We start from the raw sequence: 22,322 nt of genomic DNA, 5'->3' as shown, positions 1-22,322 counted from the left end.
CTGAATGAGAGACAAGGGTAAAACTATGGTTGATTGTGTCATTAAGAATTGGCAGGGCGAAGAAGCGGGTACTGCTTCTTTGGACTTGAAGGTAGCAGACGAAGCGAATGCTGCTCACGTTGTCCATCGTGCTCTGACCCGACAGTTGGCAAATGTACGTCAAGGTACTGCCTCCACAAAGACCCGTGCTGAAGTACGCGGGGGTGGACGCAAACCTTGGCGACAAAAAGGGACAGGGCGTGCTCGTGCAGGTTCTAACCGTTCACCGCTATGGCGGGGTGGTGGCGTTATCTTTGGTCCAAAACCAAGAGACTACACTCTTAAGATGAATCGCAAAGAGCGGCGTTTAGCGCTACGCACCGCGCTTCATAGCCGACTTGAAGATCTGGTAGTTGTACAAGATTTTGCTGATCAGTTGACTCGTCCCAAGACTAAAGAAGTGGTAAAGGCTTTAGCCGGTTGGGGCATCGAGCCTAGATCAAAAGTGCTGTTGATTGTTGGAGAGCGAGATGAAAACGTCTATCTATCTGCTCGCAATATTGACAATCTACGACTGATCTCAGCAGGAAACCTGAACGTGTTCGATCTGCTTGCAGCCGAGCGCATTGTGGCAACGGCATCAGCTCTTACGAAAATTCAGGAGGTTTATGGTGACTGAGTATAACGCTGGGGCACTAGCTGATTTAGTACGTCGTCCGATCGTGACTGAGAAAGCTACTCTTTTGCTAGAGAACAATCAGTACACGTTTGAGGTTGATCCAAGAGCGAAGAAGCCAGAAATTAAAGCGGCGATTGAGACGCTCTTTGAAGTCAAGGTGGTTAACGTCAGCACCCAGAATCCTCCCCGTAAAGCACGTCGTGTCGGTAAGTTCGCTGGGCATCGACCACAGTACAAACGAGCTGTTGTCACTTTGGCGGCTGGAGACTCTATCACACTCTTCCCAGAAGTTTGACCCATCGCAAAGGTTAGAGGCTCCGTCTCTAGCGGGCAACGTCTAACCTTCAACATTGCAAAAATCCCCAAGAGCTTAACGTTATGGGCATCCGTTTTTATCGACCGACTACTCCTGGTACACGCACCCGCTCAGTTTCTGCTTTTTCAGAAGTAACAAAGAGCGAACCAGAGAAGTCTCTAACGCACTCAAAGCACCGACCCAAGGGGCGTAACAATCGTGGGGTTATTACGTGCCGTCACCGTGGTGGTGGACATAAGCGTCTTTATCGCATCATTGATTTCAAGCGCGACAAGCACAATATTCCTGCCAAGGTTGTCGCGATCGAGTACGACCCCAACCGGAATGCACGAATTGCACTGCTCTTCTACCAGGATGGCGAGAAGCGATATATTATCCATCCAGCTAATCTAGCAGTTGGCACTATTATCCGCTCCGGTCCCGATTCTCCGTTTGAAATTGGCAATGCGTTGCCGCTTGGAAATGTTCCGCTTGGTACCACTGTCCATAATGTTGAGCTAGTACCTGGAAAAGGTGGACAGATTGTACGTGCTGCTGGTGCAGGCGCTCAGGTCGCAGCGAAAGAAGGAAACTTCGTCACACTGAAACTTCCGTCTGGAGAAGTACGTTTGATTCGTCGTGAGTGTTACGCCACGATCGGCTCGGTTGGCAATGGTGACATCCGCAACACCAGCTTCGGCAAGGCTGGTCGCAAGCGGTGGAAAGGTCGTCGCCCAGAAGTTCGAGGCAGTGTCATGAACCCAGTGGATCACCCCCATGGTGGTGGTGAAGGTCGAGCACCGATCGGTCGCTCGGGTCCTGTCACACCTTGGGGTAAACCAACATTGGGATACAAAACTCGCAAGAAGAAGAAACTCAGCAACGCCTTAATTGTGCGTCGTCGCCGGAAGTCTTCTAAGCGAGGCAGAGGCGGTCGGGATTCATAAATGATGGGTAAATGACGGAGGGGAGATAGACTATGGCTCGCTCACTAAAGAAAGGTCCGTTTGTTGCAGATCATCTGCTTAGTAAGATTGAAGCGCTGAATGTTAAGGGCGATAAGCAGGTAATTAAAACTTGGTCACGTGCGTCCACCATCCTGCCCCAGATGATTGGTCATACGATCGCAGTGCATAACGGTCGGCAACACGTTCCAGTTTATGTCACAGAACAAATGGTTGGGCACAAACTGGGGGAGTTTGCCCCTACCCGGACGTTTCGCAGTCACGCTGGTGGCGACAAGAAAGCACGTCGATAACGAATTGAGCGGATGCCGCTGACAGCTAAAGGAAAAATGTATGGCTATTGATACCACCACTGAAACTAAAGCGATCGCTCGGTACATTCGAATGTCACCGCACAAAGTTCGGCGAGTGCTTGACCAGATTCGGGGGCGCTCTTACCGAGAAGCGCTCATTATTCTAGAGTTCATGCCCTATCGTGCGTGTGAGCCTGTATTAAAAGTACTGCGCTCGGCTGCTGCCAACGCTGAACATAATGGGGGACTAAGCCGGGCTGAGTTACTGGTCAGCCAAGCCTTTGCTGATCAAGGACCATCTCTTAAGCGGTTCCGACCTAGAGCGCAAGGGCGAGCCTACCAAATTCGGAAGCCAACTTGCCATATCACGATCGCGGTAGCTCCTGGTGCCGCAGCCGAGTAGATAAACAAACTCCTACTCAACATTTGATAGGCGGTTACAACCGTCATTAAGATTTAACTGCTTACTAGAGGACGCATTCGTGGGACAAAAAATTCATCCAACCGGGTTCCGTCTCGGCATTACCCAAGAGCACCGCTCTCGCTGGTTCGGTGACCATAAGCGGTATCCTGAACTCCTGCAAGAGGACTATAAAATTCGGCGCTTCGTTGAGAAAAATCTCAGCAGCGCTGGGATTTCAGAGGTTCGGATTGAACGCAAAGCGGATCAGATTGATCTAGAAGTTCGCACTGCGCGACCGGGTGTGGTAGTTGGTCGTGGTGGCACTGGTATTGAGTCCTTACGAGTGAGCTTGCAAGCAGTGTTAGGCGGTGGTGATCGCCAGATTCGCATCAACGTTGTGGAAGTAGCAAGAGTTGATGCTGATGCTGCGCTTATTGGCGAGTATATTGCCCAGCAGCTTGAGCGACGGGTTTCCTTCCGCCGAGTCGTACGTCAAGCAATTCAGCGTGCCCAACGCGCTGGTATTGAAGGTATCAAGGTTCAGGTTAGTGGTCGGCTCAATGGGGCAGAAATCGCTCGCCCAGAGTGGACTCGCGAGGGTAGAGTTCCCTTGCATACCCTTAGAGCTGACATTGATTACGCCTACTGTACTGCCCAAACAATCTTTGGCACATTAGGCATTAAAGTCTGGATCTTTAAGGGCGAAATCATCCCAGGGCAAGAGCAGGAACCTGCTCCAACTAATAATCAACCTCGCCGCCGTCAGCAACGTCGCCGCCAACAGTTTGAAGATCGATCGAACGAAGGGTAAGGGATAAAGGGTGAAGGGATGATTCAATCTCTCTAGCTCCTGACTCCTAACTCCTGGCTCCTGAATTCTCAAGGTATGAGTCATGTTAAGTCCAAGAAGAACAAAATTTCGGAAACAGCAGCGCGGACGGATGAGCGGTCTGGCAACTCGTGGCAACGAACTTGACTTCGGTGAGTTTGGTTTGCAGGCGCAGGAGCCATCCTGGATTACGGCTCGACAAATTGAAGCTAGCCGTCGTGCGATGACTCGCTACATCCGTCGGGGTGGCAAGATCTGGATTCGGATTTTTCCCGATAAGCCTGTAACAATGCGTCCGGCTGAAACTCGGATGGGTTCTGGTAAGGGTGCCCCTGAGTTTTGGGTTGCTGTTGTTAAGCCTGGTCGGATTATGTTTGAGATCTCTGGCGTTACTGAAGAGATAGCAAGAGAAGCGATGCGCCTTGCCTCGTTCAAACTACCGATCAAAACCAAGTTTATTAGCCGCGCAGCGGAGGAGTCCTAAGCTATGCCTCTTCCTAAAATTGATGAAGTCCGTGATTTGAGTGATCAAGAGCTTGACGAACAAATTGTTGCCACAAAACGACAGCTCTTTGAATTGCGTTTTCAAAAAGGCACTCGTCAGCTGGATAAATCTCATCGCTTTAAGCACACCCGTCATCGTCTTGCCCAATTACTAACGATCGAACGAGAGCGGCAGTTAGCTTCAAAGGTCGAGGACTAAGGGCTAAGGAATAAAAGCAGTTAGGGATTGTTAAGTAACCCGCTGTTGCTTCGCTCCCCTCAGTCTTTATCCTCCACCTTTTATCCTTTATCCTTCCTTTTACCCGGACACCTTCCATGGCAGCAAAAGAAAGAGTTGGCTTAGTTGTCAGCGACAAAATGGAGAAAACGATCGTCGTAGCAGTAGAAAGCCGTTCTGCTCACCCTAAGTACGGCAAGATCGTAGCTCGCACCAAGCGTTACAAAGCGCATGACGAAGAAAACAAATGCAAAGTGGGCGATCGCGTTCGCATTCAAGAGACGAGACCGCTAAGTGCTACAAAGCGCTGGACCGTAACTGACATTCTTACCACAGCGGCTCAAGCATAGTCGGAGGAACCAATGATCCAACAAGAGTCTTACCTGAATGTTGCAGATAATAGCGGCGCTCGCAAGCTGATGTGTATTCGTGTCATCGGTGGCGGCAACCGCCGCTATGGTGGTGTGGGTGACATCATTATTGCAGTCGTTAAAGATGCCATTCCCAACATGGCAGTCAAGAAGTCTGATGTTGTGCGTGCCGTAATCGTCCGCACTCGCAAAAGTCTTCGTCGTGATAGTGGTATGAGTATTCGCTTTGATGATAATGCGGCTGTACTGATTAACAATGATGGTAACCCCAGAGGTACCCGTGTTTTTGGTCCGGTTGCCCGTGAACTACGCGACAAAAATTTTACTAAAATTGTCTCCCTCGCTCCGGAGGTTCTGTAATGACAAAGGTTAAACCAGCTCCAGTTCGACACAAGCTGCACGTCAAAAAAGGGGATACCGTTCAGGTTATCGCTGGTAGTGATAAAGGCAAAGTAGGTGAGGTACTGCAAACCCTGCCAAAAACAAACAAGGTTGTTGTCAAAGGCGTTAACATTCGCACCAAGCACGTTAAGCCTCAGCAAGAAGGCGAGACGGGGCAGATTGTAACCAACGAAGCGCCGATTCATAGCTCTAATGTAATGCTTTATTCTGAAAAGCAAAAAGTTGCGAGCCGTGTTTGCTACACCTTTGATGCAGAAGGTCGCAAAGTGAGAATGCTTAAAAAGACAGGTGAAACGCTGGATTAGCACAAAGTTCTTAGAACTTTTCGTTAAGTCAGTGTAGGGGGAATAACAAAGCCTCTCAGACTAGCGATTTCTACAGAAACTTCCATGCATAGCCAAGGCATTAGTTAACAACTACTTCCCTGACCAAGCCCAGGGGTGATTAAGGAACGAAGACAATGGCAGAACGACTCAAGACTTACTATCAAGAAAAAATTGTTCCTAAACTTATGGAGCAATTTAGCTACACCAATATCCATCAGGTGCCAAAAGTCATTAAGGTGACAGTGAACCGAGGGATGGGTGAAGCCGCTCAAAACGCAAAGGCATTAGAGGCTTCTCTGGCTGAGATTAGTCTTATTACTGGACAAAAGCCAGTTGTGACGCGCGCTAAAAAGGCGATCGCGGGCTTCAAGATTCGTCAAGGAATGCCTGTAGGTATTATGGTGACTCTGCGATCTGGGCGTATGTATGCGTTTCTTGATCGCCTCGTCAATCTTACGCTTCCACGCATCCGAGATTTTCGTGGGATCAGCCCCAAGAGCTTTGATGGGCGAGGAAACTACACATTGGGCTTGCGCGAACAGCTGATCTTCCCTGAAGTGGAATATGACAGCGTTGACCAGGTACGTGGTATGGACATCTCGATCATTACTACGGCACACACCGATGAGGAGGGTCGCGCCTTGCTGAAAGAACTGGGCATGCCCTTCCGGGATAACTAAGGCAGCTTTATCAAGGGAAAACTATGGCGGCACACGACACTATTTCAGATATGCTGACGCGCATTCGGAATGCCAACTTGGCGCGTCACCAAACAACCGAAGTTCCATCCACAAAGATGACCCGTAGTATCGCTAAGGTTCTGAAAGAAGAAGGCTTCATTGCCGACTTTGCAGAAGCTGGTGAGGGTATTAAGCGGAATTTGGTCATTGCGCTGAAATATAAGGGCAAAACGAAGCGACCCATTATTACAACACTGCGGCGCGTTAGCAAGCCCGGTTACCGCGTCTACTCAAATCGGCGAGAGCTTCCTCGTGTCTTAGGTGGCATTGGCGTTGCCATTATTTCCACTTCTAGTGGAATTATGACTGATCGTGAGGCACGGCGCACTGGGTTGGGTGGAGAAGTGCTGTGCTACATCTGGTAAGCCAGTTCTTAGTTTTTGGCAATTAGTTTTTAGATCACTTGTTTACGATCGCTAAGTAACCAGCAACTAATAACTAATAACTATTTATGTAGGAGTAGTCAGTTATGTCTCGCATTGGTAAACGCCCTATTGATATTCCTGGCAAGGTGACCATAACGATTGACGGGCAATTTGTTACGGTTAAAGGTCCAAAGGGTGAGTTATCTAGAGTCTTGCCTGGAGAAGTTGCCGTTGCTCAAGATGGAGAAACCTTGCTGGTCACTCGTCAGGATGAGTCTCGTGCTGCACGACAACGCCACGGGCTTTGTCGCACTTTGGTTGCAAACATGGTTGAAGGGGTTTCGCAAGGATTCCAGCGTCGGTTAGAAATCCAAGGTGTGGGCTACCGTGCTCAAATCCAGGGTCGAAATCTGATACTTAATGTGGGTTACAGCAAGCCAGTTGAGCTAGAGCCTCCAGAGGGGATTCAGGTTGCTGTCGAAAATAACACGAATGTCGTAGTTAGTGGTATCGACAAAGAAATTGTCGGCAACACAGCTGCTCGCATTCGTGCTGTTCGTCCGCCAGAACCTTACAAGGGTAAAGGGATTCGCTATGCCGGTGAAGCGGTCAGACGCAAAGTTGGTAAGGCAGGGAAGAAGTAAGCATGAAATTAACTCGTAAAGAATCAACACGTCGTCGTCATAGCCGGGTGCGTCGTCGCATCACTGGGACTTCAGAACGTCCTCGTTTAGCTGTGTTTCGCTCAAATCAGCATATCTACGCTCAGGTGATTGATGACGTCGCGCAGCATACTTTAGTAGCTGCCTCCACACTTGACCCTGATTTGAAAGTTTCTTTAAGTTCGGGATCAAATTGTGATGCGTCGATCGAAGTTGGTCGGCTAGTAGCAGAGCGCTTACTGGCAAAGGGTATTAAACAGGTTGTCTTTGATCGCGGTGGTAGCCTTTATCACGGTCGCGTGAAAGCATTGGCAGATGCCGCTCGTGAAGCTGGACTCGTTTTCTAATGGCTGTTAGCTGCTAGCGACTAGCTGTCAGCGCAAATGAACAAACACTAGCAACTAACAACTAGCAACTAACAACTTGGAGCAGATATGGCAAAGGGTCGTAAAAGTCCTAAAAGTAAGGAAAAAGAGACAGATTGGCAAGAGCGGGTAGTGCAAATCCGCCGAGTCACTAAAGTTGTGAAGGGCGGTAAAAAGCTCAGCTTTCGAGCGATCGTTGTCATTGGTAACGAGAAAGGTCAGGTTGGTGTTGGCGTTGGCAAAGCAAGTGATGTTATTGGGGCTGTCAAAAAAGGCGTTGCCGATGGTAAGAAGCATTTAGTTGATGTGCCGCTTACCAAGTCCAACTCGATTCCCCACCCTGCCAACGGTACTGGTGGAGGTGCCAAAATTATGATGCGTCCAGCAGCACCAGGGACTGGTGTTATCGCTGGGGGCGCTGTTCGTACTGTGCTAGAGCTTGCAGGTGTCCGTAACGTACTAGCGAAACAGCTTGGTTCTGGTAACCCGTTGAACAATGCTAGAGCAACAGTAAATGCGCTCGAAACGTTACGTACGTTTGCTGACGTTGCTGAAGAGCGTGGTATTCCAATCGAAAATCTCTACGCTTGAGCAGCGATTCGTTTTTAGTTGTTGGCTTTTAGTGGTCAAGGCTAAAACTAATCACTAACTACTGGCGACTAACAACAATCAACCAGGAAAAACTATGAGACTTGATGACGTTACGCCACAAGATGGCTCTAAAAAGCGCTCTCGGCGAGTGGGTCGCGGTATTGCGGCTGGTCAGGGGGCGAGCTGCGGTTTCGGAATGCGGGGGCAAAAATCACGCTCAGGTCGTCCGACCCGTCCTGGCTTTGAAGGTGGACAAATCCCTCTTTATCGTCGCTTGCCGAAGTTAAAGCGCTTTCCAATCATAAATCGTACAGACTACACCATTATTAATATTGGTGCCCTGTCTACACTGCCTGCCAATACAGATGTCACTCTCACATCGCTGCTTGAGGCTGGCATTGTCACTCATGATGATGGTCCGCTTAAACTGCTAGGTGATGGTGAGGTAACAGTACCCTTGACAGTTCGTGCTGCTGCTTTTAGTGTTTCTGCTCGCGCTAAGATTGAGGCAGCGGGCGGCACATGGGAACTGCTTGGTGCTGACTAAGCCGTGCCACGTTGTGTCTATATTCCCTTGCTGATGTTTTGGTCAACGGTACTAAGCTCAAGCAAGTGAATGAGAGGCAGCCGTGAAACCCCTTTCCCAAAGGACATAAACGTAGAGGAACTGCTTCATGGATAGTAGTCGAGATAGAACACCAAGTGCTCAAGAAACGTTTGCCCAGATGGCTCAGGCGGCGGGACTACGCGGTCGCATACTCCTTACCATCGGTATGCTCATCCTGATCCGGTTAGGTATGTTTTTACCTTTACCGGGAATTGATAGGGCTGCTTTTTCTCAAAGCATTCAAAATAGCCCATTAATTGGCTTCCTAGATGTGTTTTCTGGTGGCGGCATTGCTGCTTTGGGGATTTTTGCACTTGGCATTCTGCCTTACATTAATGCGTCTATTATTTTGCAGCTTTTAACCTCAGCGTTGCCAGCGCTCGAAAATTTGCAGAAAAATGAGGGTGAAGCAGGTCGCCGCAAGATTTCGCAGATTACACGCTATGTCTCACTAGGCTGGGCGATCGTTCAGAGTGCTGGTATTGCTGTTTGGGTTCGTCCTTATGCCGATAGCTGGGGACCGATTTTTGTTGTGCAGACAGTACTAGCACTGACGGCTGGCTCAATGTTTGTCATGTGGGTGGGTGAATTAATCACCGAGCGAGGAATTGGTAATGGCGCCTCATTGCTGATCTTTGTCAACATTGTTTCCAGTTTGCCACGCTCAGTGGGTCAAACATTAGAGCTAGCACAGAGCGGCGATCGCAATGTAGTGGGTGGCGTTATCATGCTGCTCGTCGTTTTCCTCGTCATGATTGTGGGTATTGTCTTCGTTCAAGAAGGTAGCCGTCGTATTCCCATCATCTCAGCACGTCGTCAGGTTGGGCGGCGAACCTATATGGAGCGCAACAGCTATTTGCCACTGCGGCTCAATCAAGGTGGGGTTATGCCCATCATTTTTGCCTCTGCTGTGCTGGTTCTTCCTGTGACGCTAGCTCAATTTACAAAGAACGATGTAGCGATCCAGATTGCTAACTACCTCAGCCCTAATGGAAGTATGCCGTGGGTTCATGCAGCCCTCTATCTGCTTTTGATTCTTTTCTTTAGCTACTTTTATGCTTCACTGGTCGTCAACCCTGTCGATATGTCCCAAAACTTGAAGAAGATGGGGGCTAGTATCCCAGGCATTCGCCCGGGCAAAGCAACTAGTGACTACATTGAGCGTGTTTTGAACCGCCTTACGTTTTTAGGTGCTATTTTCCTTGGCTTAGTGGCGATCGTACCAACAGCTGTAGAGGGAGCAACTAACGTGAGAACCTTTCAGGGCATTGGTGCAACCTCTCTACTTATCCTAGTAGGCGTGGCGATCGATACTGCAAAGCAAGTGCAGACTTACGTAATTTCCCAGCGCTATGAAGGAATGGTGAAGCAATAGTGGCTCGTCTCATTTTTCTCGGTGCTCCAGGGGCAGGTAAGGGAACGCAGGCGAAAGCTTTAGCAGCGTTTAGTCATATTCCACACATTTCTACTGGGGATATTTTGCGAACGGCAGTTGCTTCACAGACTCCACTAGGTTTAAAGGCACAGTCCTACATGGATCAGGGCAACCTTGTCCCTGATCCGCTTGTAATCGATCTAATCCGTGATCGATTAAGTCAGTCAGATGCTCATAACGGCTGGATTTTAGACGGTTTTCCTCGCAATGTTGTTCAGGCTGTGTTTCTGGATGAATTGCTGGTAGATATTTCCCATGCATACGACTACGCAATCAATCTGGATGTCCCAGACGATGTGCTTGTGCAGCGATTGCTTGGGCGTGGACGACAAGATGACACTGAAGAGGTTATTCGGCGACGCTTACAGGTCTATCACGACCAGACTGCTCCGTTGATTAACTTTTATCAGAGTCAAGATAAGTTTCTGTCCATTAACGGCAATATTCCTCCAGAGGCTGTAACTGAGGAACTTAGAGGGCTGGTTCAGAAAGCGGTGGTTGACTCTTAACGGGTACTTAAAAGGCAGCATCCTCTTTACGCAGTTGCTATGACACTGGTTACATCCTGCTTGCGCGTACGCTATCGCTACCATACTTAAAGTTAATGACTTAAACTCAAAGAAGAAACGTTATCCAAAAATGATAAGAAACCAAGTTTGATCATTACTTAGTAGAGGAGAGCACATTGTCAAAGCAAGATCTAATTGAAATGGAAGGCACGGTCACCGAATCGCTGCCTAACGCTATGTTCCGAGTCAACCTTGACAACGGGTTTAATGTCCTGGCTCATATTTCTGGCAAGATTCGCCGCAACTACATCAAAATCCTTCCGGGCGATCGAGTCAAGGTCGAGTTGACACCTTACGACCTAACCAAAGGTCGTATCACGTATCGCTTACGTAATAAAAAGTAGTTTGTTAATGGGTTGCGTTTTATGGCTGAAGGTACTAAAGATTCAGAATCCTAGAACAAATATTTGACAATTATCCTTTGGTTTTGGTACTATATAACGTTTGTAATACTGGCGAAAACGAGTCATGAAAGTCCGGGCATCTGTTCGTAAGATCTGTGAGAAATGCCGCGTTATTCGTCGTCGCGGCAGAGTGATGGTGATCTGTCCAAACCCGAAGCATAAGCAACGTCAAGGCTAAGGCATATACCAAGACAGGGATTGCCAGAGACGTTCTAGACGAATGTAGGAACTTAGCAGGCAAGAGTCGAAAGTTTAGTAGTAGAAGACTGGGAGAGAATAGCGTGGCACGGATCGCTGGAGTAGACTTACCTCGCGACAAGCGGATTGAGATTGGTCTCACATATATATACGGAATCGGGCTGACCCGTTCCCAAGACATTTTGAAAGCAACAGGTGTTAACCCAGATACTCGCGTCAAAGATCTGAGTGACGCTGATGTTTCTTTATTGCGTGAAGAAGTTGAAGAGAACTACCAAATTGAAGGTGATCTAAGACGCTTGGAGTCGATGAACATCAAGCGATTGATGGATATCGGCACCTATCGCGGTCGTCGTCATCGTCTTGGTCTTCCTGTTCGTGGTCAACGTACTCGTACAAATGCTCGTACCCGGCGAGGCGGTCGTCGCACAGTGGCTGGTAAGAAAAAGGCACCTAGTAAGAAATAGGTAAGTAGTAGTTGGCGCAAGCTTGTTGAAGTAATCGCTTCGCTTACTAGCAATAGGCTTGTGCTTTTAGTTGACGCTACAGCTACTTGTACATTTTTAGTCAAACACGTTACACACAAAATTAGAGAACTGACATGGCGCGACAACCAGCTCGAAAAACCGGAGCACGTAAGCAGAAGAAGAATGTACCGAGTGGCGTAGCTTACATTCAATCCACGTTTAACAACACGATCGTGACGATCTCAGATACCAACGGAGAGGTTATCTCCTGGGCGTCTGCTGGTTCTAGTGGCTTTAAGGGTGCAAAAAAAGGTACTCCCTTTGCTGCACAAACAGCGGCGGAAAGTGCCGCTCGGCGTGCTGCCGATCAAGGTATGCGTCAACTTGAAGTAATGGTTAGTGGTCCTGGCGCAGGTAGGGAGACAGCAATCCGTGCACTTCAAGGCTCTGGATTAGAGATTACCCTCATTCGAGATGTAACACCAATTCCACATAATGGTTGCCGCCCTCCAAAACGCCGCCGAGTCTAGATAGACTTGCTTTCGTCATGTTGGTTTAGATATGTGTGAGGTTGTGAGCTTAGAGCATTACTCTCCATAGCGACTTCGTTATTCACTATCACATTGTTCGTACGTTCAGAGTTGAGTCAGTAAGGCGTTTGCCTTTCACTAAGAAGCGGGGAGGTTGCTACATGGCACAGTTTCAGGTCGAATGCGTTGAATCCAAAACAGAACGGGATCAAAGCCAGAATAGCCGCTTTGTCATTGAGCCGTTGGAGCGCGGACAGGGTATCACGTTAGGCAATGCTCTCAGGCGTGTTTTGCTATCAAATCTAGAGGGCGCAGCTGTCACTGCTGTACGCATTGCCGGTGTAAATCACGAGTTTGCTACTATTCCGGGAGTGCGCGAAGACGTTCTCGATATTCTGCTGAACATGAAGAAGGTTGTGCTTAAGAGCCATTCTTCTCAGCCACAAATTGGGCGTTTGCTAGCGCAGGGTCCCGCAACTGTCACAGTAGATCAGTTTGACTTGCCGTCTGAAGTAGAACTCGTTGACCCGAATCAGTATGTCGCTACATTGTCGGCAGGTTCCACTCTAGAGATGGAGTTTCGGATCGAGCGAGGGAAGGGCTACCGTACGGTTGAAAGAGGTCGAGATGAGACAGCCGCTTTAGACTTTCTGCAAATTGATTCACTCTTTATGCCAGTTCGCAAAGTGAATTACATTGTCGAAGATGCAAGAGCTGGCGGTTTGATCGAGCGCGATCGCCTAATCATGGAAATTTGGACGAACGGTAGCCTGACACCACAGGAAGCGTTAAGCCAAGCAGCAAACATCTTGGTTGATTTGTTTAACCCTCTTAAAGAAATTACTTTTGAGCCATCAGACGAAGAAGATGGGGATGAAGAAAATCCGGCTAATCAAATCCCGATTGAAGAACTTCAGCTTTCGGTACGTGCTTATAACTGTCTGAAGCGCGCTCAGATTAACTCAGTGGCAGACTTACTGGACTACAGTCAAGAAGATCTGCTAGAAATCAAAAACTTTGGTCAGAAGTCTGCCGAAGAAGTAGTTGAAGCCTTACAGCAACGCCTAGGCATCACCCTACCGCAGGAAAAGTCTTCTAAATCTAGCTAGCAATTCAGATTTTGCTTGCTAACGACTACTTGTTACTGACAAGCAATAGATTAACAACTACTCAACTTAACGTGAAGTCTTATGCGTCACCGTTGTCGTGTTCCTCTACTTAGTAAACCTGCTGATCAACGTCGTGCTTTGCTACGCTCGTTGACGACAGAATTAATTCGCAATGGTCGCATTAAAACGACCAAAACCCGCGCTCGTGCTGTGCGTTCTGAGGCAGACCGTATGATTACGTTAGCTAAGGACGGTTCTCTGGCAGCACGTCGGCAAGCGATAGGTTACCTGTTTGATAAGCAGTTAGTCCATGCCTTGTTTGAGCAAGCAGCGTCTCGCTATGGCGATCGTCAAGGCGGCTACACTCGTATTATCCGTACTGTTCACCGTCGCGGCGATAATGCCGAGATGGCAATCATTGAGTTGACCTGATTTCATGCTGTCTTCTGCTTCTCCACTGACACAACGAGTTGCCCTGGTAATCCAATACCTGGGTACTCGTTTTCATGGATGGCAGCGGCAACCCAAGCATCGAACGGTGCAGGAAGAAATCGAAACAACCTTAGAAGCAGTACTGGGATTCCCTGTTCGCATTTATGCGGCTGGCAGAACTGATTCTGGCGTTCATGCTGCGGCACAGGTTGCCCATTTCGATGCACCTGCACATATTCCAGCTCACCGTTGGGCAGCTATTCTTAATGCTCGGCTGCCAGATGACATTTTAATTCGTGCCTCGGCGATCGTAGATTCTACTTGGCATGCCAGATTTTCAGCGATTTGGCGACGTTATCGCTACACGCTCTATACTGATCCTCGCCCTAACTTATTTGTTCGTCCTTTTGCGTGGCACTATTACTACGAACCGTTGGATGAGTCGCTCATTCGGGCTGCATTATTGCCACTTATTGGACGACATCATCTGGCAGCTTTTCATCGTGCTGGGTCAGATCGTCCTCATTCTTGGGTTGATGTTCAGGCAGCAGAGTGTAAGCGTGATGGGGCACTGGTTTATATTGAAGTGCAGGCAAGCGGCTTTCTCTACGGCATGATGCGTCTGTTAGTAGGAATGTTAGTACAGGTTGGGCGTGGCGTACGATCGCCTGGCAACTTTACTGAGGTCTGGAAACAGGAGCACCGAGACCAGGTAAAATATGCCGCGCCAGCACAAGGACTTTGCTTACTGCGGGTTGGCTATGCAGAGTTTCCCTTCCCCCCTGAGGTCTGGTATGACACTCAGCCAGCGCTATCTTTAGCGGCATTTCCTGAGCGATCGCTGGTCATCTAAGACCTTAACCTTGTCTACCGCCCGTAATGCCCATTCACATTTCAAGCACACGAGACTATTATGACTAAGACTTACCTTCCACCCATCGATTCCATTGAGCGCAACTGGTACATTGTTGACGCAGCGGATCAGCGACTTGGTCGCCTGGCTAGCGAAATTGCGACTGTATTACGCGGCAAAAACAAGCCAACATTTACGCCTCATATGGATACAGGCGATTTTGTCATTGTGATCAACGCTGAGAAAGTTGATGTGACTGGCAGAAAACGCAGCCAGAAACTGTATCGTCGTCACTCTGGTCGTCCTGGTGGGATGAAGACTGAAACCTTCGCCAAACTTCAAGCACGGATACCGGAGCGCATTATTGAGCAAGCCGTTAAAGGAATGCTGCCTAAGACTACTTTGGGACGGCAGCTTTTCACAAAGCTCAAAGTCTACGCAGGTGCCGACCATCCGCATCAGGCTCAAATGCCTCAAGTTCTAGCAATTCAGACTATTCCAGGAGAACAACACTAATGCAAGCTATTGACCAAGGACGAGTCGTTTATTTAGGAACGGGTCGCCGTAAAACAGCAGTAGCTCGGGTACGTTTAGTGCCTGGGACTGGTCAGTTAACTATCAATGGCAAGCCTGGTGATTTGTATCTCCAGTTCAATGCCGATTACTTAGCGGCTACCAAGGCACCCTTGGAAACGTTGGGGCTAGAAGGGGAATACGATATTTTGGTCAACGCTCATGGGGGCGGTTTGACAGGGCAAGCTGATGCAATGCGTCTGGGTGTTGCGAGAGCACTCTGTCAACTCGACCCAGACAATCGTAAGCCATTGAAAATTGAAGGCTATCTGACCCGTGATCCCCGTGCTAAAGAGCGCAAGAAGTATGGGTTACGCAAAGCGCGTAAAGCACCTCAATTCTCGAAGCGGTAGAAAACTGCTGGCATTCAGGTATCAACTACTGCTTTTAATAAGGTTAGAGGTTGAGCGCTAAGATTGATTAATGAGATGGAGACGTTGGAGAGTTAATAATGCCTAAGCCTGATATTCATCCCAAGTGGTATCCCGATGCAAAGGTTTTTTGCAATGGTGAAGTGGTTATGACCATTGGTTCCACCAAGCCTGAACTGCACGTTGATGTGTGGTCTGGCAATCACCCCTTCTACACGGGTACGCAAAAGATTATTGATACCGAAGGTCGGGTTGATCGCTTCTTACGTAAGTACGGCATGTTAGAGAGCGAAGAGGGAGCAGACGTACAGCCTCAGAAGAAGAAGAGACGGTAGAGCGGCTGGTTTTTAGATGAGACATACACGCTTGAGCGTTAAAACGTTCAGGCGTGTATCTGTGATCTCAAAATTTAAGTCGATATTTTACTCTATTGTTTTCGAGAGTTTTGTCCTATGGCTGAAGCATATCTACTAGATAAGCTGCGATCGGTTGAGCAAACATTTGATGAGTTGACTCGTCGCTTGGCAGACCCAGATGTAGCAAAAGATCCTGGTGAATTTCAGCGGGTGGCAAAGAGTCGCTCGTCACTCGAAGAAGTCGTCAATACGTTTGCTGATTGGAAAACAACTCAACAATCGCTTGCCGAAGCAAAGCAAATAGTGAAGGAGTCAGGTGGCGACTTAGAACTGCATGAAATGGCAGCCGCAGAAGCTGACGAACTTGAAGCCAAAACTGCTGAACTAGAAAAACGCCTGAAGATTTTGCTGCTGCCAAGCGATCCAAATGATGACAAGAACATCATGTTGGAAATTCGTGCTGGAACAGGTGGCGACGAGGCAAGTATCTGGGCGGGAGATCTGGTGCGGATGTATTCGCGCTATGCCGAAACTCAAAACTGGCGAGTGAAACTGGTTAGTGAGTCGTTGGCTGATATGGGGGGCTGCAAGGAAGCCATTCTAGAGATTCAGGGCGATCGTGTTTATAGCAAGCTTAAGTTTGAGGCAGGCGTTCATCGGGTGCAGCGCGTACCTCTGACAGAAGCCTCTGGTCGTGTGCATACGTCTACGGCAACGGTGGCAATTATGCCAGAGGTGGATGAGGTAGAGATTCACATCGACCCTAAAGACATTGAACTAACCACAGCGCGATCGGGCGGTGCTGGTGGACAAAACGTTAACAAGGTGGAGACTGCTGTTGACTTGATGCACAAGCCGACCGGGATTCGCATTTTTTGCACAGAAGAACGCTCGCAGCTCCAAAACCGCGAGCGAGCCATGCAAATTCTGCGGGCAAAACTCTACGAATTAAAACTGCGTGAACAGCAAGAAGCGGTAACATCCATGCGGCGATCGCAGGTGGGTACTGGTTCTCGTTCCGAAAAGATTCGCACCTACAACTACAAAGACAATCGCATCACCGATCACCGCTTGGGGCAAAACTTTTCGTTAGCACCCATTTTGCAAGGTGATATTGAGGAAGTGATTCAAACTTGCATTTCCCAGGATCAACAAGAGCGGCTGGAGGCTTTGGCTGCTGAAACAAACGGACAACCATCACTGGTTTAACTAGCAACGGGTTAATGCTTATGATCGCCGTACCAGTGAATCGCCTGATTGCACGTCAAACCAGTGGGTTTCGTTGGGTGGAATGGTGAAAGCGAGTTCTCGGTTAGACCAATGCTCTGGTGGCAGCAGCGTTCGCAGGATAATGGGATCACTCTGAGCGTTGGCTACTTTAATGCTGACCAGATTGTGCATCCCCAAGTTTTCGACGAGAAAGACTCCTCCTTTAACCGTGGCGGCAGCCTCGGTTTCAGCAAGCTGAAGGTGTTCCGGGCGAAGACCCAGCACGATCTGGGGTGGCACCGTTGGCAAATCGGGCAGTCGAATTTTAAAGTCTCCTAGCAAGGCGTAGTTGCCCTGGCAGGGAAGCGTAAGCAGGTTCATTTGCGGGCTGCCGACAAAACCAGCGACAAACTGATTGGCTGGACGATCGTAAATCCGCTCTGGTGCATCTAACTGTTGCAGATAGCCATTGTTAAGTACGGCAACCCGCGTTGAGAGCGTCATGGCTTCTGTTTGGTCATGGGTGACATAAACCACAGGCGCTTTCTGCACCGAGAAAATCTGCTTCAGGTCAGCGCGGACATGTTCTCGTAGCAAGGCATCCAGGTTGCTAAGGGGTTCATCTAGCAAAAAGACATCCGATCGCCGCACTAAAGCACGTCCCACAGCGACTCGTTGCCGTTGACCACCCGAAAGCTGCCCCGGTTTGCGCTGCATCAGGTCATCCAATCCCAGAATCCCAGATACTTCTGTAATCCGCTTTTCGATTTCATCCGTCGGCACTTTCTTGAGTTTCAACCCAGCACGAAGGTTTTCGCGCACGTTCAGATGCGGGTAAAGCGCGTAGCTCTGAAACACCATTGCGATGTTGCGATCGCCCGGTCGTTTAAAGGTGACATCGCGATCGCCAATCAGCACTTGTCCTCGCGTCGGCTGCTCTAGACCCGCAATCATGCGTAAGATCGTTGATTTGCCACAGCCGGAGGGTCCCAGTAGACTCAGTACCTCTCCGTCTTCAACAGCCAGACTAATGTCTTTAACTGGAATCACTTTAGGGGTGAATGTTTTATTGAGATTTTTAAGTTCGAGTCGAGACATGGGAGGGAAGTATAAAGGATAAAAAATGTAGCTTGCTTCTACGAAGTAGTAGGCTAAAAAGCTTTTAGCCTTTTACGGCCCCAGCGGTTAAGCCCTGCACAATCTGGCGTTGGAAGAAGAGGACGAGGATGACAAGGGGAATGGTGCCGATAACAGTCGCTGCTGCGATCGGGCCGTAAGGAATTTCAAAGACGGATGAGCCACCAATTTGGGCGGAGGCAACTGGAATGGTTTTCATGCTTTCTTCAGTGAGGAAGGTAAGAGCAAAAATGTATTCGTTCCAGGCAAAGATGAAGGTGAGAATGCCCGTTGTGACGAGGGCTGGCAAGGTCAGCGGCATGACGATTTGAATTAACATTTGCCAGATGGAATAGCCATCTACTTTGGCAGCGTCTTCTAGATCTTTGGGTAACTGCTCAAAAAAGCTCTGCATGACCAGAATGGTCAGAGGTAGGTTAATTGCTGTGTATGGAATGATTAGCGCCAGGTAGTTGTTACCTAGATGGAAAAACTGCACGATTTCGAGTAACCCTTGAAGCAGCAAAATGCCAGGAAACAGGGTGATGAGCAAAACGGCTGCTTGAACGACTTTTCTACCTAAAGGACGCAAACGGGCAAGTGCATAAGCGGCTGGAGAACCAATCGCCAAACACGCAATGGTCGAAATTAAAGACACGATCGCGCTGTTTAAGATGTAGCGCATAAACGGGCGACGGCTAAACAATTCAATGTAGTGATTGAGCGTCAGCCGAGTGGGGAAATAGACATTAGGCACTGCCGAAATATCTTCATTGACCTTAAAAGACGTTAGCACCTGCCAAAGCATAGGAGCCAAACAAAAGATGGCGATCGCAACCACTGCTAGCCAGAACAAGATTTTGCCTAGAGAAACTGACTGCCGTTTAGGAGGAGCGGGCGTATTGATTGATCGGTTGGAATCCAGTGCCGTTGCCATTTTTAAGAGTTGTTAGTGGTTAGTTTTTGGTTGTTAGACAAAGAGAGAGATGGTTGTAGTTATTAGTTGTTGGTTGTAAGACTGGAGAAAGCTAATAGTTTTAGTGGTTAAGCGGGAAAAAGTAGTTAGGTTTAATTTTTTAACTTCACATTCACTTCCTCTTGCTCTAACAACCAAAAACTAACAACCAAAAACTTTCTACGCCACCGTCCTCGATCGCGATCGTCGGATTAAGATACTGCCAATAATCACTGCAATTACAAGCAGCAAAAACGTGATGACGATGAGAGCGGATGCGTAACCAAAATCGAGATACCGCATCGCATTGGAGTAAATATAGAGCGATACTACTTCTGTTGAACCACCGGGACCGCCGCCCGTCATCACTTGAATGAGGTCGAAAATGCCAAACGCCTGGGCGAAACGAAACAGCATGGCGATGATAATTTGCGGCAACAGCAGCGGCACTGTAATCTGCCAAAAACTCTGCCACGGTGTTGCTCCCTCCAACGAGTAGGCTTCATACAAATCGCCGGGAATGGATTGTAGTCCCGCCAGCAGCAGCAGACTGATAAAGGGTGTTGTCTTCCAAACGTCTGCGAAGATGACGGCGATCGTCGCCGTGAGCGGCTCACCCAACCAGTTAATACCCGTGGTAATCAGCCCTAAATTCCGCAAAATGTCATTGGCAATGCCGTACTGATCGTTAAAAATCCACGTCCAGCCTAGACCAATGAGCGCTGTAGGCAACGCCCAGGGAATGATTGCTACTGTACGAAGAATGTTACGACCACGAAACGGCTGATTCAGCACCAGCGCAATGCCCATGCCTAAGATTAGTTCCAGCAGAACCGAGATGACGGTAAACCGTGTGGTCACGCCCAACGTTTGCCAAAAATGCCCATCGCCGATAATGCGTGCATAATTACTAAAACCCGCAAAGACTGGCTTTAGCTCGGTTCCCAAGTTTTGAGCAAACAGCCCCAACCAGATCGATCGCGCGATGGGGTAGGCAAACACTAACAAAAGCACCGCGATCGACGGCAGGAGTAAGTACAATCCCACCAACTGTTCTCGTGACCGAATTGTTTTGCCGTTTGTCGCTTGCATGAGGGAGGAAAAGGCTAAAGGATGAAAGGCGGAGAGAAGGCAGGGGGCAGAGGCGGCGGGGGAAGCAGGGGAAGAAACTTCAAACTAACAACTAACAACTAACAACTAACAACCTTTCTGGTATGCCCGTAGGGCTTTACAGCTAACAACTGTTTCAACTCTTTTTCCCAGCTTCTAACAAGCGTCGTGTTTCACCAGCGGCGGCTTTCATGGCTTGTTCTGGCGATTGTTGATTGGTCAGAGCGGCGCTGAGGTAGCGTTGGAGAATGTCGGATGCTTGCGCGTATTGGGCGATCGACGGACGCAGAACCGCTTGATCCACGACTTTGAGCAGTTGGGGATAGTGACTGTATTTAGCAACAATCTCTGGATCGTTAAACAGGACGCGGCGGCTAGGGACGTAGCCTGACTCTAGAATGTATGCTTTTTGAGGCGCTTGGCTGGTAAGAAATTTCACTGCCTTCAAAGCTTCTTTGGGATGTCGAGTGGTTTTGGCAATGCCAACCCCCCAGCCACCCAGGCAAGACCCGCCAACTGGTTGACCAGACGCTGGCACCATCGGCATAATACCTACCTTGCCTTTGATGCGCGAGTCCTCTTTGTTGACTAACTCCCACGCGTAGGGCCAGTTACGCAGAAAAACAGCATCGCCCGCTTGAAAGATCCGTCGCGTATCTTCTTCAACGTAGGTTGTCACACCAGGAGGTGAAACGCCTTGGGCGATCGTCTGCCGCAAAAATTCAGCCGCGCGTACAGCTTCGGGGCGATCAAGACCTACATCCAACGATTGCGGATCGATCCAGAAGCCACCATAGCCTTTCAGCACTTCCACAAACATAGTGATCAGCCCCTCATACTGGCGACCCTGCCAAAGGTAACCCCAACGGGCTGCTTTCTTATCTTGCAGCGTCTTCGAGATGCTCATGAGATCATCGAGCGTTTTGGGAGGCTGTAACCCGGCATTCTCAATCAGGTCTTTGCGGTAGTAGAGGACACCGGCATCCGATCGCACCGGCATGCGGTAAAGCCGCTTTTCGTAGCGTCCACTTTCTACAGCTTGCGGTGAGAAACCAGCGAGATCCTGTTGCGAAACTTGATCAGTCAGATCTAGCAACCAGCCTGCTGCTGCAAATTTAGGTGTCCAGACCACATCCATATTGATGAGATCGTAGGGAGAGTTGCCCAACAGAAACGAGGTGGTGTACAGATCTTCATTGATGTTCGCCGAGTTGGGACCTTCATCCAGTTGAATGCGAATGCCCGGATTCTCTGCTTCAAAGGCTTTAACCAACACTCTGTAGGGCGGAATGTCGGGAGCCAACATTAGCAGCCGCAGCGTGACTGGCTGCTGTGACAACACAACCGGAACGGCAACCAGCAAGGCACTCAGCACCGTTAAGGCAATCCAGCCACCGATGCGAAAGCGTCGCGATTGGTGCCAACGTTGAGTGAAAAACTGTCTGAGCGATCGTACAAGGTTCATTGGAAAAGCCCAAGCTAAGACTGTAATACCATCAAAATCGTTTCAGTTTTGCAGTTATTTAATCATTTAGGAGCTTGAACCCAGTTACAAAGTTTTTTTGCAAAAAGTTTTAACAAATACCCATCTTTGAATCTTAGGAACCCAGTAGTTAAACTATGCCTAGGCTCGAATTTATCAAGCGCTTAGTCTTAAAACTCACATCTTAATGAGCTTATGAAGTTCTTTGTCTCAGGTTACAAATGATCGCGGATTATAGGGTCTATCCAAAGAATTATTTAAGTGAGTACTTAAATAATTTTGTTAAAGATACCTGCAAATAGATTAAAGGATAGCTCTTGACGTATGTTTAGGCTTACCAAAAAACAAATTTTTTGCAGGTTTCGGCAATTACTTACTGATAGATAGCAGTGCCTGAATAAGCAAAGTATAAGCAATTTAGAAAGCATGCAGGCGCTAATAGATAACGTTTTCAAGTAAGAACCACTATATGTCATCCCCTGAAGCTATCGCGATCGTGTCCGTCGAAGAACCTTAACCTCAGGCTTATTTCAATAAAGTTACAAACCGTATTGAAATA

Annotated in this window: 34 protein-coding genes; 30 read left to right on the top strand and 4 right to left on the bottom strand. The window is 48.6% G+C overall.

Going from position 1 to position 22,322, the window contains the following annotated elements:
- Positions 1-25 precede the first annotated feature (25 nt).
- The 30 genes from rplD (at position 26) to prfA (ending at position 17,099) form a co-directional block, all read left to right on the top strand.
- Complete coding sequence (gene rplD, locus H6F86_RS09200; protein ID WP_190448298.1) at positions 26-658, top strand: 50S ribosomal protein L4; 633 nt, start codon at positions 26-28, stop codon at positions 656-658.
- Complete coding sequence (locus H6F86_RS09195; RefSeq protein WP_190448297.1) at positions 648-953, top strand: 50S ribosomal protein L23; 306 nt, start codon at positions 648-650, stop codon at positions 951-953. Before rplD ends, H6F86_RS09195 begins: the two co-directional genes overlap by 11 nt.
- A gap of 83 nt (positions 954-1,036) precedes the next feature.
- On the top strand, positions 1,037-1,900 hold the full coding sequence (rplB, locus tag H6F86_RS09190; protein ID WP_190448295.1) for a 50S ribosomal protein L2: 864 nt from the start codon (positions 1,037-1,039) through the stop codon (positions 1,898-1,900).
- A gap of 32 nt (positions 1,901-1,932) precedes the next feature.
- Complete coding sequence (gene rpsS, locus H6F86_RS09185; RefSeq protein WP_106256534.1) at positions 1,933-2,211, top strand: 30S ribosomal protein S19; 279 nt, start codon at positions 1,933-1,935, stop codon at positions 2,209-2,211.
- A gap of 40 nt (positions 2,212-2,251) precedes the next feature.
- Complete coding sequence (gene rplV, locus H6F86_RS09180) at positions 2,252-2,614, top strand: 50S ribosomal protein L22 (protein ID WP_190448293.1); 363 nt, start codon at positions 2,252-2,254, stop codon at positions 2,612-2,614.
- 79 nt (positions 2,615-2,693) lie between these two features.
- On the top strand, positions 2,694-3,425 hold the full coding sequence (rpsC, locus tag H6F86_RS09175) for a 30S ribosomal protein S3 (RefSeq protein ID WP_190448290.1): 732 nt from the start codon (positions 2,694-2,696) through the stop codon (positions 3,423-3,425).
- An 82-nt stretch (positions 3,426-3,507) separates the two neighbouring features.
- A complete protein-coding gene (gene rplP / locus H6F86_RS09170; protein WP_190448288.1) occupies positions 3,508-3,927 on the top strand; it encodes a 50S ribosomal protein L16 in 420 nt (139 codons plus the stop codon).
- Between the two features lie 3 nt (positions 3,928-3,930).
- Positions 3,931-4,146, top strand: coding sequence for a 50S ribosomal protein L29 (gene rpmC / locus H6F86_RS09165; RefSeq protein ID WP_190448285.1), 216 nt, complete (start codon positions 3,931-3,933; stop codon positions 4,144-4,146).
- Positions 4,147-4,262: 116 nt separating this feature from the next.
- Positions 4,263-4,514, top strand: coding sequence for a 30S ribosomal protein S17 (gene rpsQ, locus H6F86_RS09160; RefSeq protein ID WP_190448284.1), 252 nt, complete (start codon positions 4,263-4,265; stop codon positions 4,512-4,514).
- 12 nt (positions 4,515-4,526) lie between these two features.
- Positions 4,527-4,895 carry a 50S ribosomal protein L14 gene (gene rplN / locus H6F86_RS09155; RefSeq protein ID WP_190448281.1) on the top strand — a complete coding sequence of 123 codons (369 nt, stop codon included), beginning with the start codon at positions 4,527-4,529 and terminating at the stop codon, positions 4,893-4,895.
- Positions 4,895-5,242, top strand: a complete 348-nt coding sequence (rplX, locus tag H6F86_RS09150; protein WP_199322216.1) for a 50S ribosomal protein L24 — start codon at positions 4,895-4,897, stop codon at positions 5,240-5,242. The genes rplN and rplX overlap by 1 nt, the downstream gene beginning before the upstream one ends.
- 155 nt (positions 5,243-5,397) lie before the next feature.
- Positions 5,398-5,943 (top strand): 50S ribosomal protein L5, encoded by a 546-nt coding sequence (rplE, locus tag H6F86_RS09145; protein WP_190448280.1) that lies wholly within the window; start codon positions 5,398-5,400, stop codon positions 5,941-5,943.
- A gap of 23 nt (positions 5,944-5,966) precedes the next feature.
- Positions 5,967-6,368 (top strand): 30S ribosomal protein S8, encoded by a 402-nt coding sequence (gene rpsH / locus H6F86_RS09140; protein WP_190448279.1) that lies wholly within the window; start codon positions 5,967-5,969, stop codon positions 6,366-6,368.
- 104 nt (positions 6,369-6,472) lie between these two features.
- Positions 6,473-7,012, top strand: a complete 540-nt coding sequence (rplF, locus tag H6F86_RS09135) for a 50S ribosomal protein L6 (RefSeq protein ID WP_190448278.1) — start codon at positions 6,473-6,475, stop codon at positions 7,010-7,012.
- A gap of 2 nt (positions 7,013-7,014) precedes the next feature.
- Positions 7,015-7,377 (top strand): 50S ribosomal protein L18, encoded by a 363-nt coding sequence (gene rplR / locus H6F86_RS09130; protein WP_190448277.1) that lies wholly within the window; start codon positions 7,015-7,017, stop codon positions 7,375-7,377.
- Between the two features lie 87 nt (positions 7,378-7,464).
- Complete coding sequence (rpsE, locus tag H6F86_RS09125) at positions 7,465-7,986, top strand: 30S ribosomal protein S5 (RefSeq protein ID WP_190448275.1); 522 nt, start codon at positions 7,465-7,467, stop codon at positions 7,984-7,986.
- 94 nt (positions 7,987-8,080) lie between these two features.
- Positions 8,081-8,533 (top strand): 50S ribosomal protein L15, encoded by a 453-nt coding sequence (gene rplO, locus H6F86_RS09120; RefSeq protein WP_190448272.1) that lies wholly within the window; start codon positions 8,081-8,083, stop codon positions 8,531-8,533.
- Between the two features lie 127 nt (positions 8,534-8,660).
- A complete protein-coding gene (gene secY / locus H6F86_RS09115) occupies positions 8,661-9,968 on the top strand; it encodes a preprotein translocase subunit SecY (protein ID WP_190448270.1) in 1,308 nt (435 codons plus the stop codon).
- Positions 9,968-10,537: an adenylate kinase gene (locus tag H6F86_RS09110; protein ID WP_190448268.1), complete on the top strand. Its 570-nt coding sequence runs from the start codon at positions 9,968-9,970 to the stop codon at positions 10,535-10,537. Before secY ends, H6F86_RS09110 begins: the two co-directional genes overlap by 1 nt.
- A gap of 176 nt (positions 10,538-10,713) precedes the next feature.
- A complete protein-coding gene (gene infA, locus H6F86_RS09105; protein WP_106256564.1) occupies positions 10,714-10,941 on the top strand; it encodes a translation initiation factor IF-1 in 228 nt (75 codons plus the stop codon).
- Between the two features lie 124 nt (positions 10,942-11,065).
- Positions 11,066-11,179 (top strand): 50S ribosomal protein L36, encoded by a 114-nt coding sequence (rpmJ, locus tag H6F86_RS09100; RefSeq protein WP_071777214.1) that lies wholly within the window; start codon positions 11,066-11,068, stop codon positions 11,177-11,179.
- Between the two features lie 103 nt (positions 11,180-11,282).
- Positions 11,283-11,666 carry a 30S ribosomal protein S13 gene (gene rpsM / locus H6F86_RS09095; protein WP_190448263.1) on the top strand — a complete coding sequence of 128 codons (384 nt, stop codon included), beginning with the start codon at positions 11,283-11,285 and terminating at the stop codon, positions 11,664-11,666.
- A gap of 134 nt (positions 11,667-11,800) precedes the next feature.
- Entirely contained in the window at positions 11,801-12,196 is a 396-nt protein-coding gene (gene rpsK, locus H6F86_RS09090; protein WP_106256517.1) for a 30S ribosomal protein S11, read from the top strand.
- Between the two features lie 161 nt (positions 12,197-12,357).
- Entirely contained in the window at positions 12,358-13,305 is a 948-nt protein-coding gene (locus H6F86_RS09085) for a DNA-directed RNA polymerase subunit alpha (RefSeq protein ID WP_190448261.1), read from the top strand.
- An 81-nt stretch (positions 13,306-13,386) separates the two neighbouring features.
- Complete coding sequence (rplQ, locus tag H6F86_RS09080) at positions 13,387-13,737, top strand: 50S ribosomal protein L17 (protein WP_190448259.1); 351 nt, start codon at positions 13,387-13,389, stop codon at positions 13,735-13,737.
- A gap of 4 nt (positions 13,738-13,741) precedes the next feature.
- Positions 13,742-14,590 carry a tRNA pseudouridine(38-40) synthase TruA gene (gene truA, locus H6F86_RS09075; RefSeq protein WP_190448257.1) on the top strand — a complete coding sequence of 283 codons (849 nt, stop codon included), beginning with the start codon at positions 13,742-13,744 and terminating at the stop codon, positions 14,588-14,590.
- Between the two features lie 60 nt (positions 14,591-14,650).
- Positions 14,651-15,106, top strand: coding sequence for a 50S ribosomal protein L13 (rplM, locus tag H6F86_RS09070; RefSeq protein ID WP_190448255.1), 456 nt, complete (start codon positions 14,651-14,653; stop codon positions 15,104-15,106).
- A complete protein-coding gene (gene rpsI / locus H6F86_RS09065) occupies positions 15,106-15,516 on the top strand; it encodes a 30S ribosomal protein S9 (RefSeq protein WP_190448253.1) in 411 nt (136 codons plus the stop codon). The genes rplM and rpsI overlap by 1 nt, the downstream gene beginning before the upstream one ends.
- A 98-nt stretch (positions 15,517-15,614) precedes the next feature.
- Positions 15,615-15,869, top strand: a complete 255-nt coding sequence (rpmE, locus tag H6F86_RS09060; RefSeq protein WP_190448251.1) for a 50S ribosomal protein L31 — start codon at positions 15,615-15,617, stop codon at positions 15,867-15,869.
- 117 nt (positions 15,870-15,986) lie between these two features.
- Entirely contained in the window at positions 15,987-17,099 is a 1,113-nt protein-coding gene (prfA, locus tag H6F86_RS09055) for a peptide chain release factor 1 (protein WP_190448249.1), read from the top strand.
- Positions 17,100-17,117: 18 nt separating this feature from the next.
- On the opposite strand, the gene H6F86_RS09050 is transcribed toward prfA, so the two are convergent.
- From H6F86_RS09050 to H6F86_RS09035, 4 genes are all read right to left on the bottom strand, one after another.
- Complete coding sequence (locus tag H6F86_RS09050; RefSeq protein ID WP_190448247.1) at positions 17,118-18,197, bottom strand: ABC transporter ATP-binding protein; 1,080 nt, start codon at positions 18,195-18,197, stop codon at positions 17,118-17,120.
- Positions 18,198-18,261: 64 nt separating this feature from the next.
- Positions 18,262-19,152, bottom strand: a complete 891-nt coding sequence (locus H6F86_RS09045; protein ID WP_190448245.1) for a carbohydrate ABC transporter permease — start codon at positions 19,150-19,152, stop codon at positions 18,262-18,264.
- 198 nt (positions 19,153-19,350) lie between these two features.
- Complete coding sequence (locus H6F86_RS09040) at positions 19,351-20,262, bottom strand: sugar ABC transporter permease (RefSeq protein WP_190448242.1); 912 nt, start codon at positions 20,260-20,262, stop codon at positions 19,351-19,353.
- Positions 20,263-20,416: 154 nt separating this feature from the next.
- Positions 20,417-21,745 carry an ABC transporter substrate-binding protein gene (locus H6F86_RS09035; RefSeq protein ID WP_190448240.1) on the bottom strand — a complete coding sequence of 443 codons (1,329 nt, stop codon included), beginning with the start codon at positions 21,743-21,745 and terminating at the stop codon, positions 20,417-20,419.
- Between the last annotated feature and the right edge of the window lie 577 nt (positions 21,746-22,322).

Source organism: Phormidium sp. FACHB-592 (genome assembly GCF_014695795.1).
Classification (GTDB): Bacteria; Cyanobacteriota; Cyanobacteriia; order Leptolyngbyales; family Leptolyngbyaceae; genus Stenomitos.
Note: the sequence above shows the minus strand (reverse complement) of the source record. Positions and strands in the feature narration are given on the sequence as shown.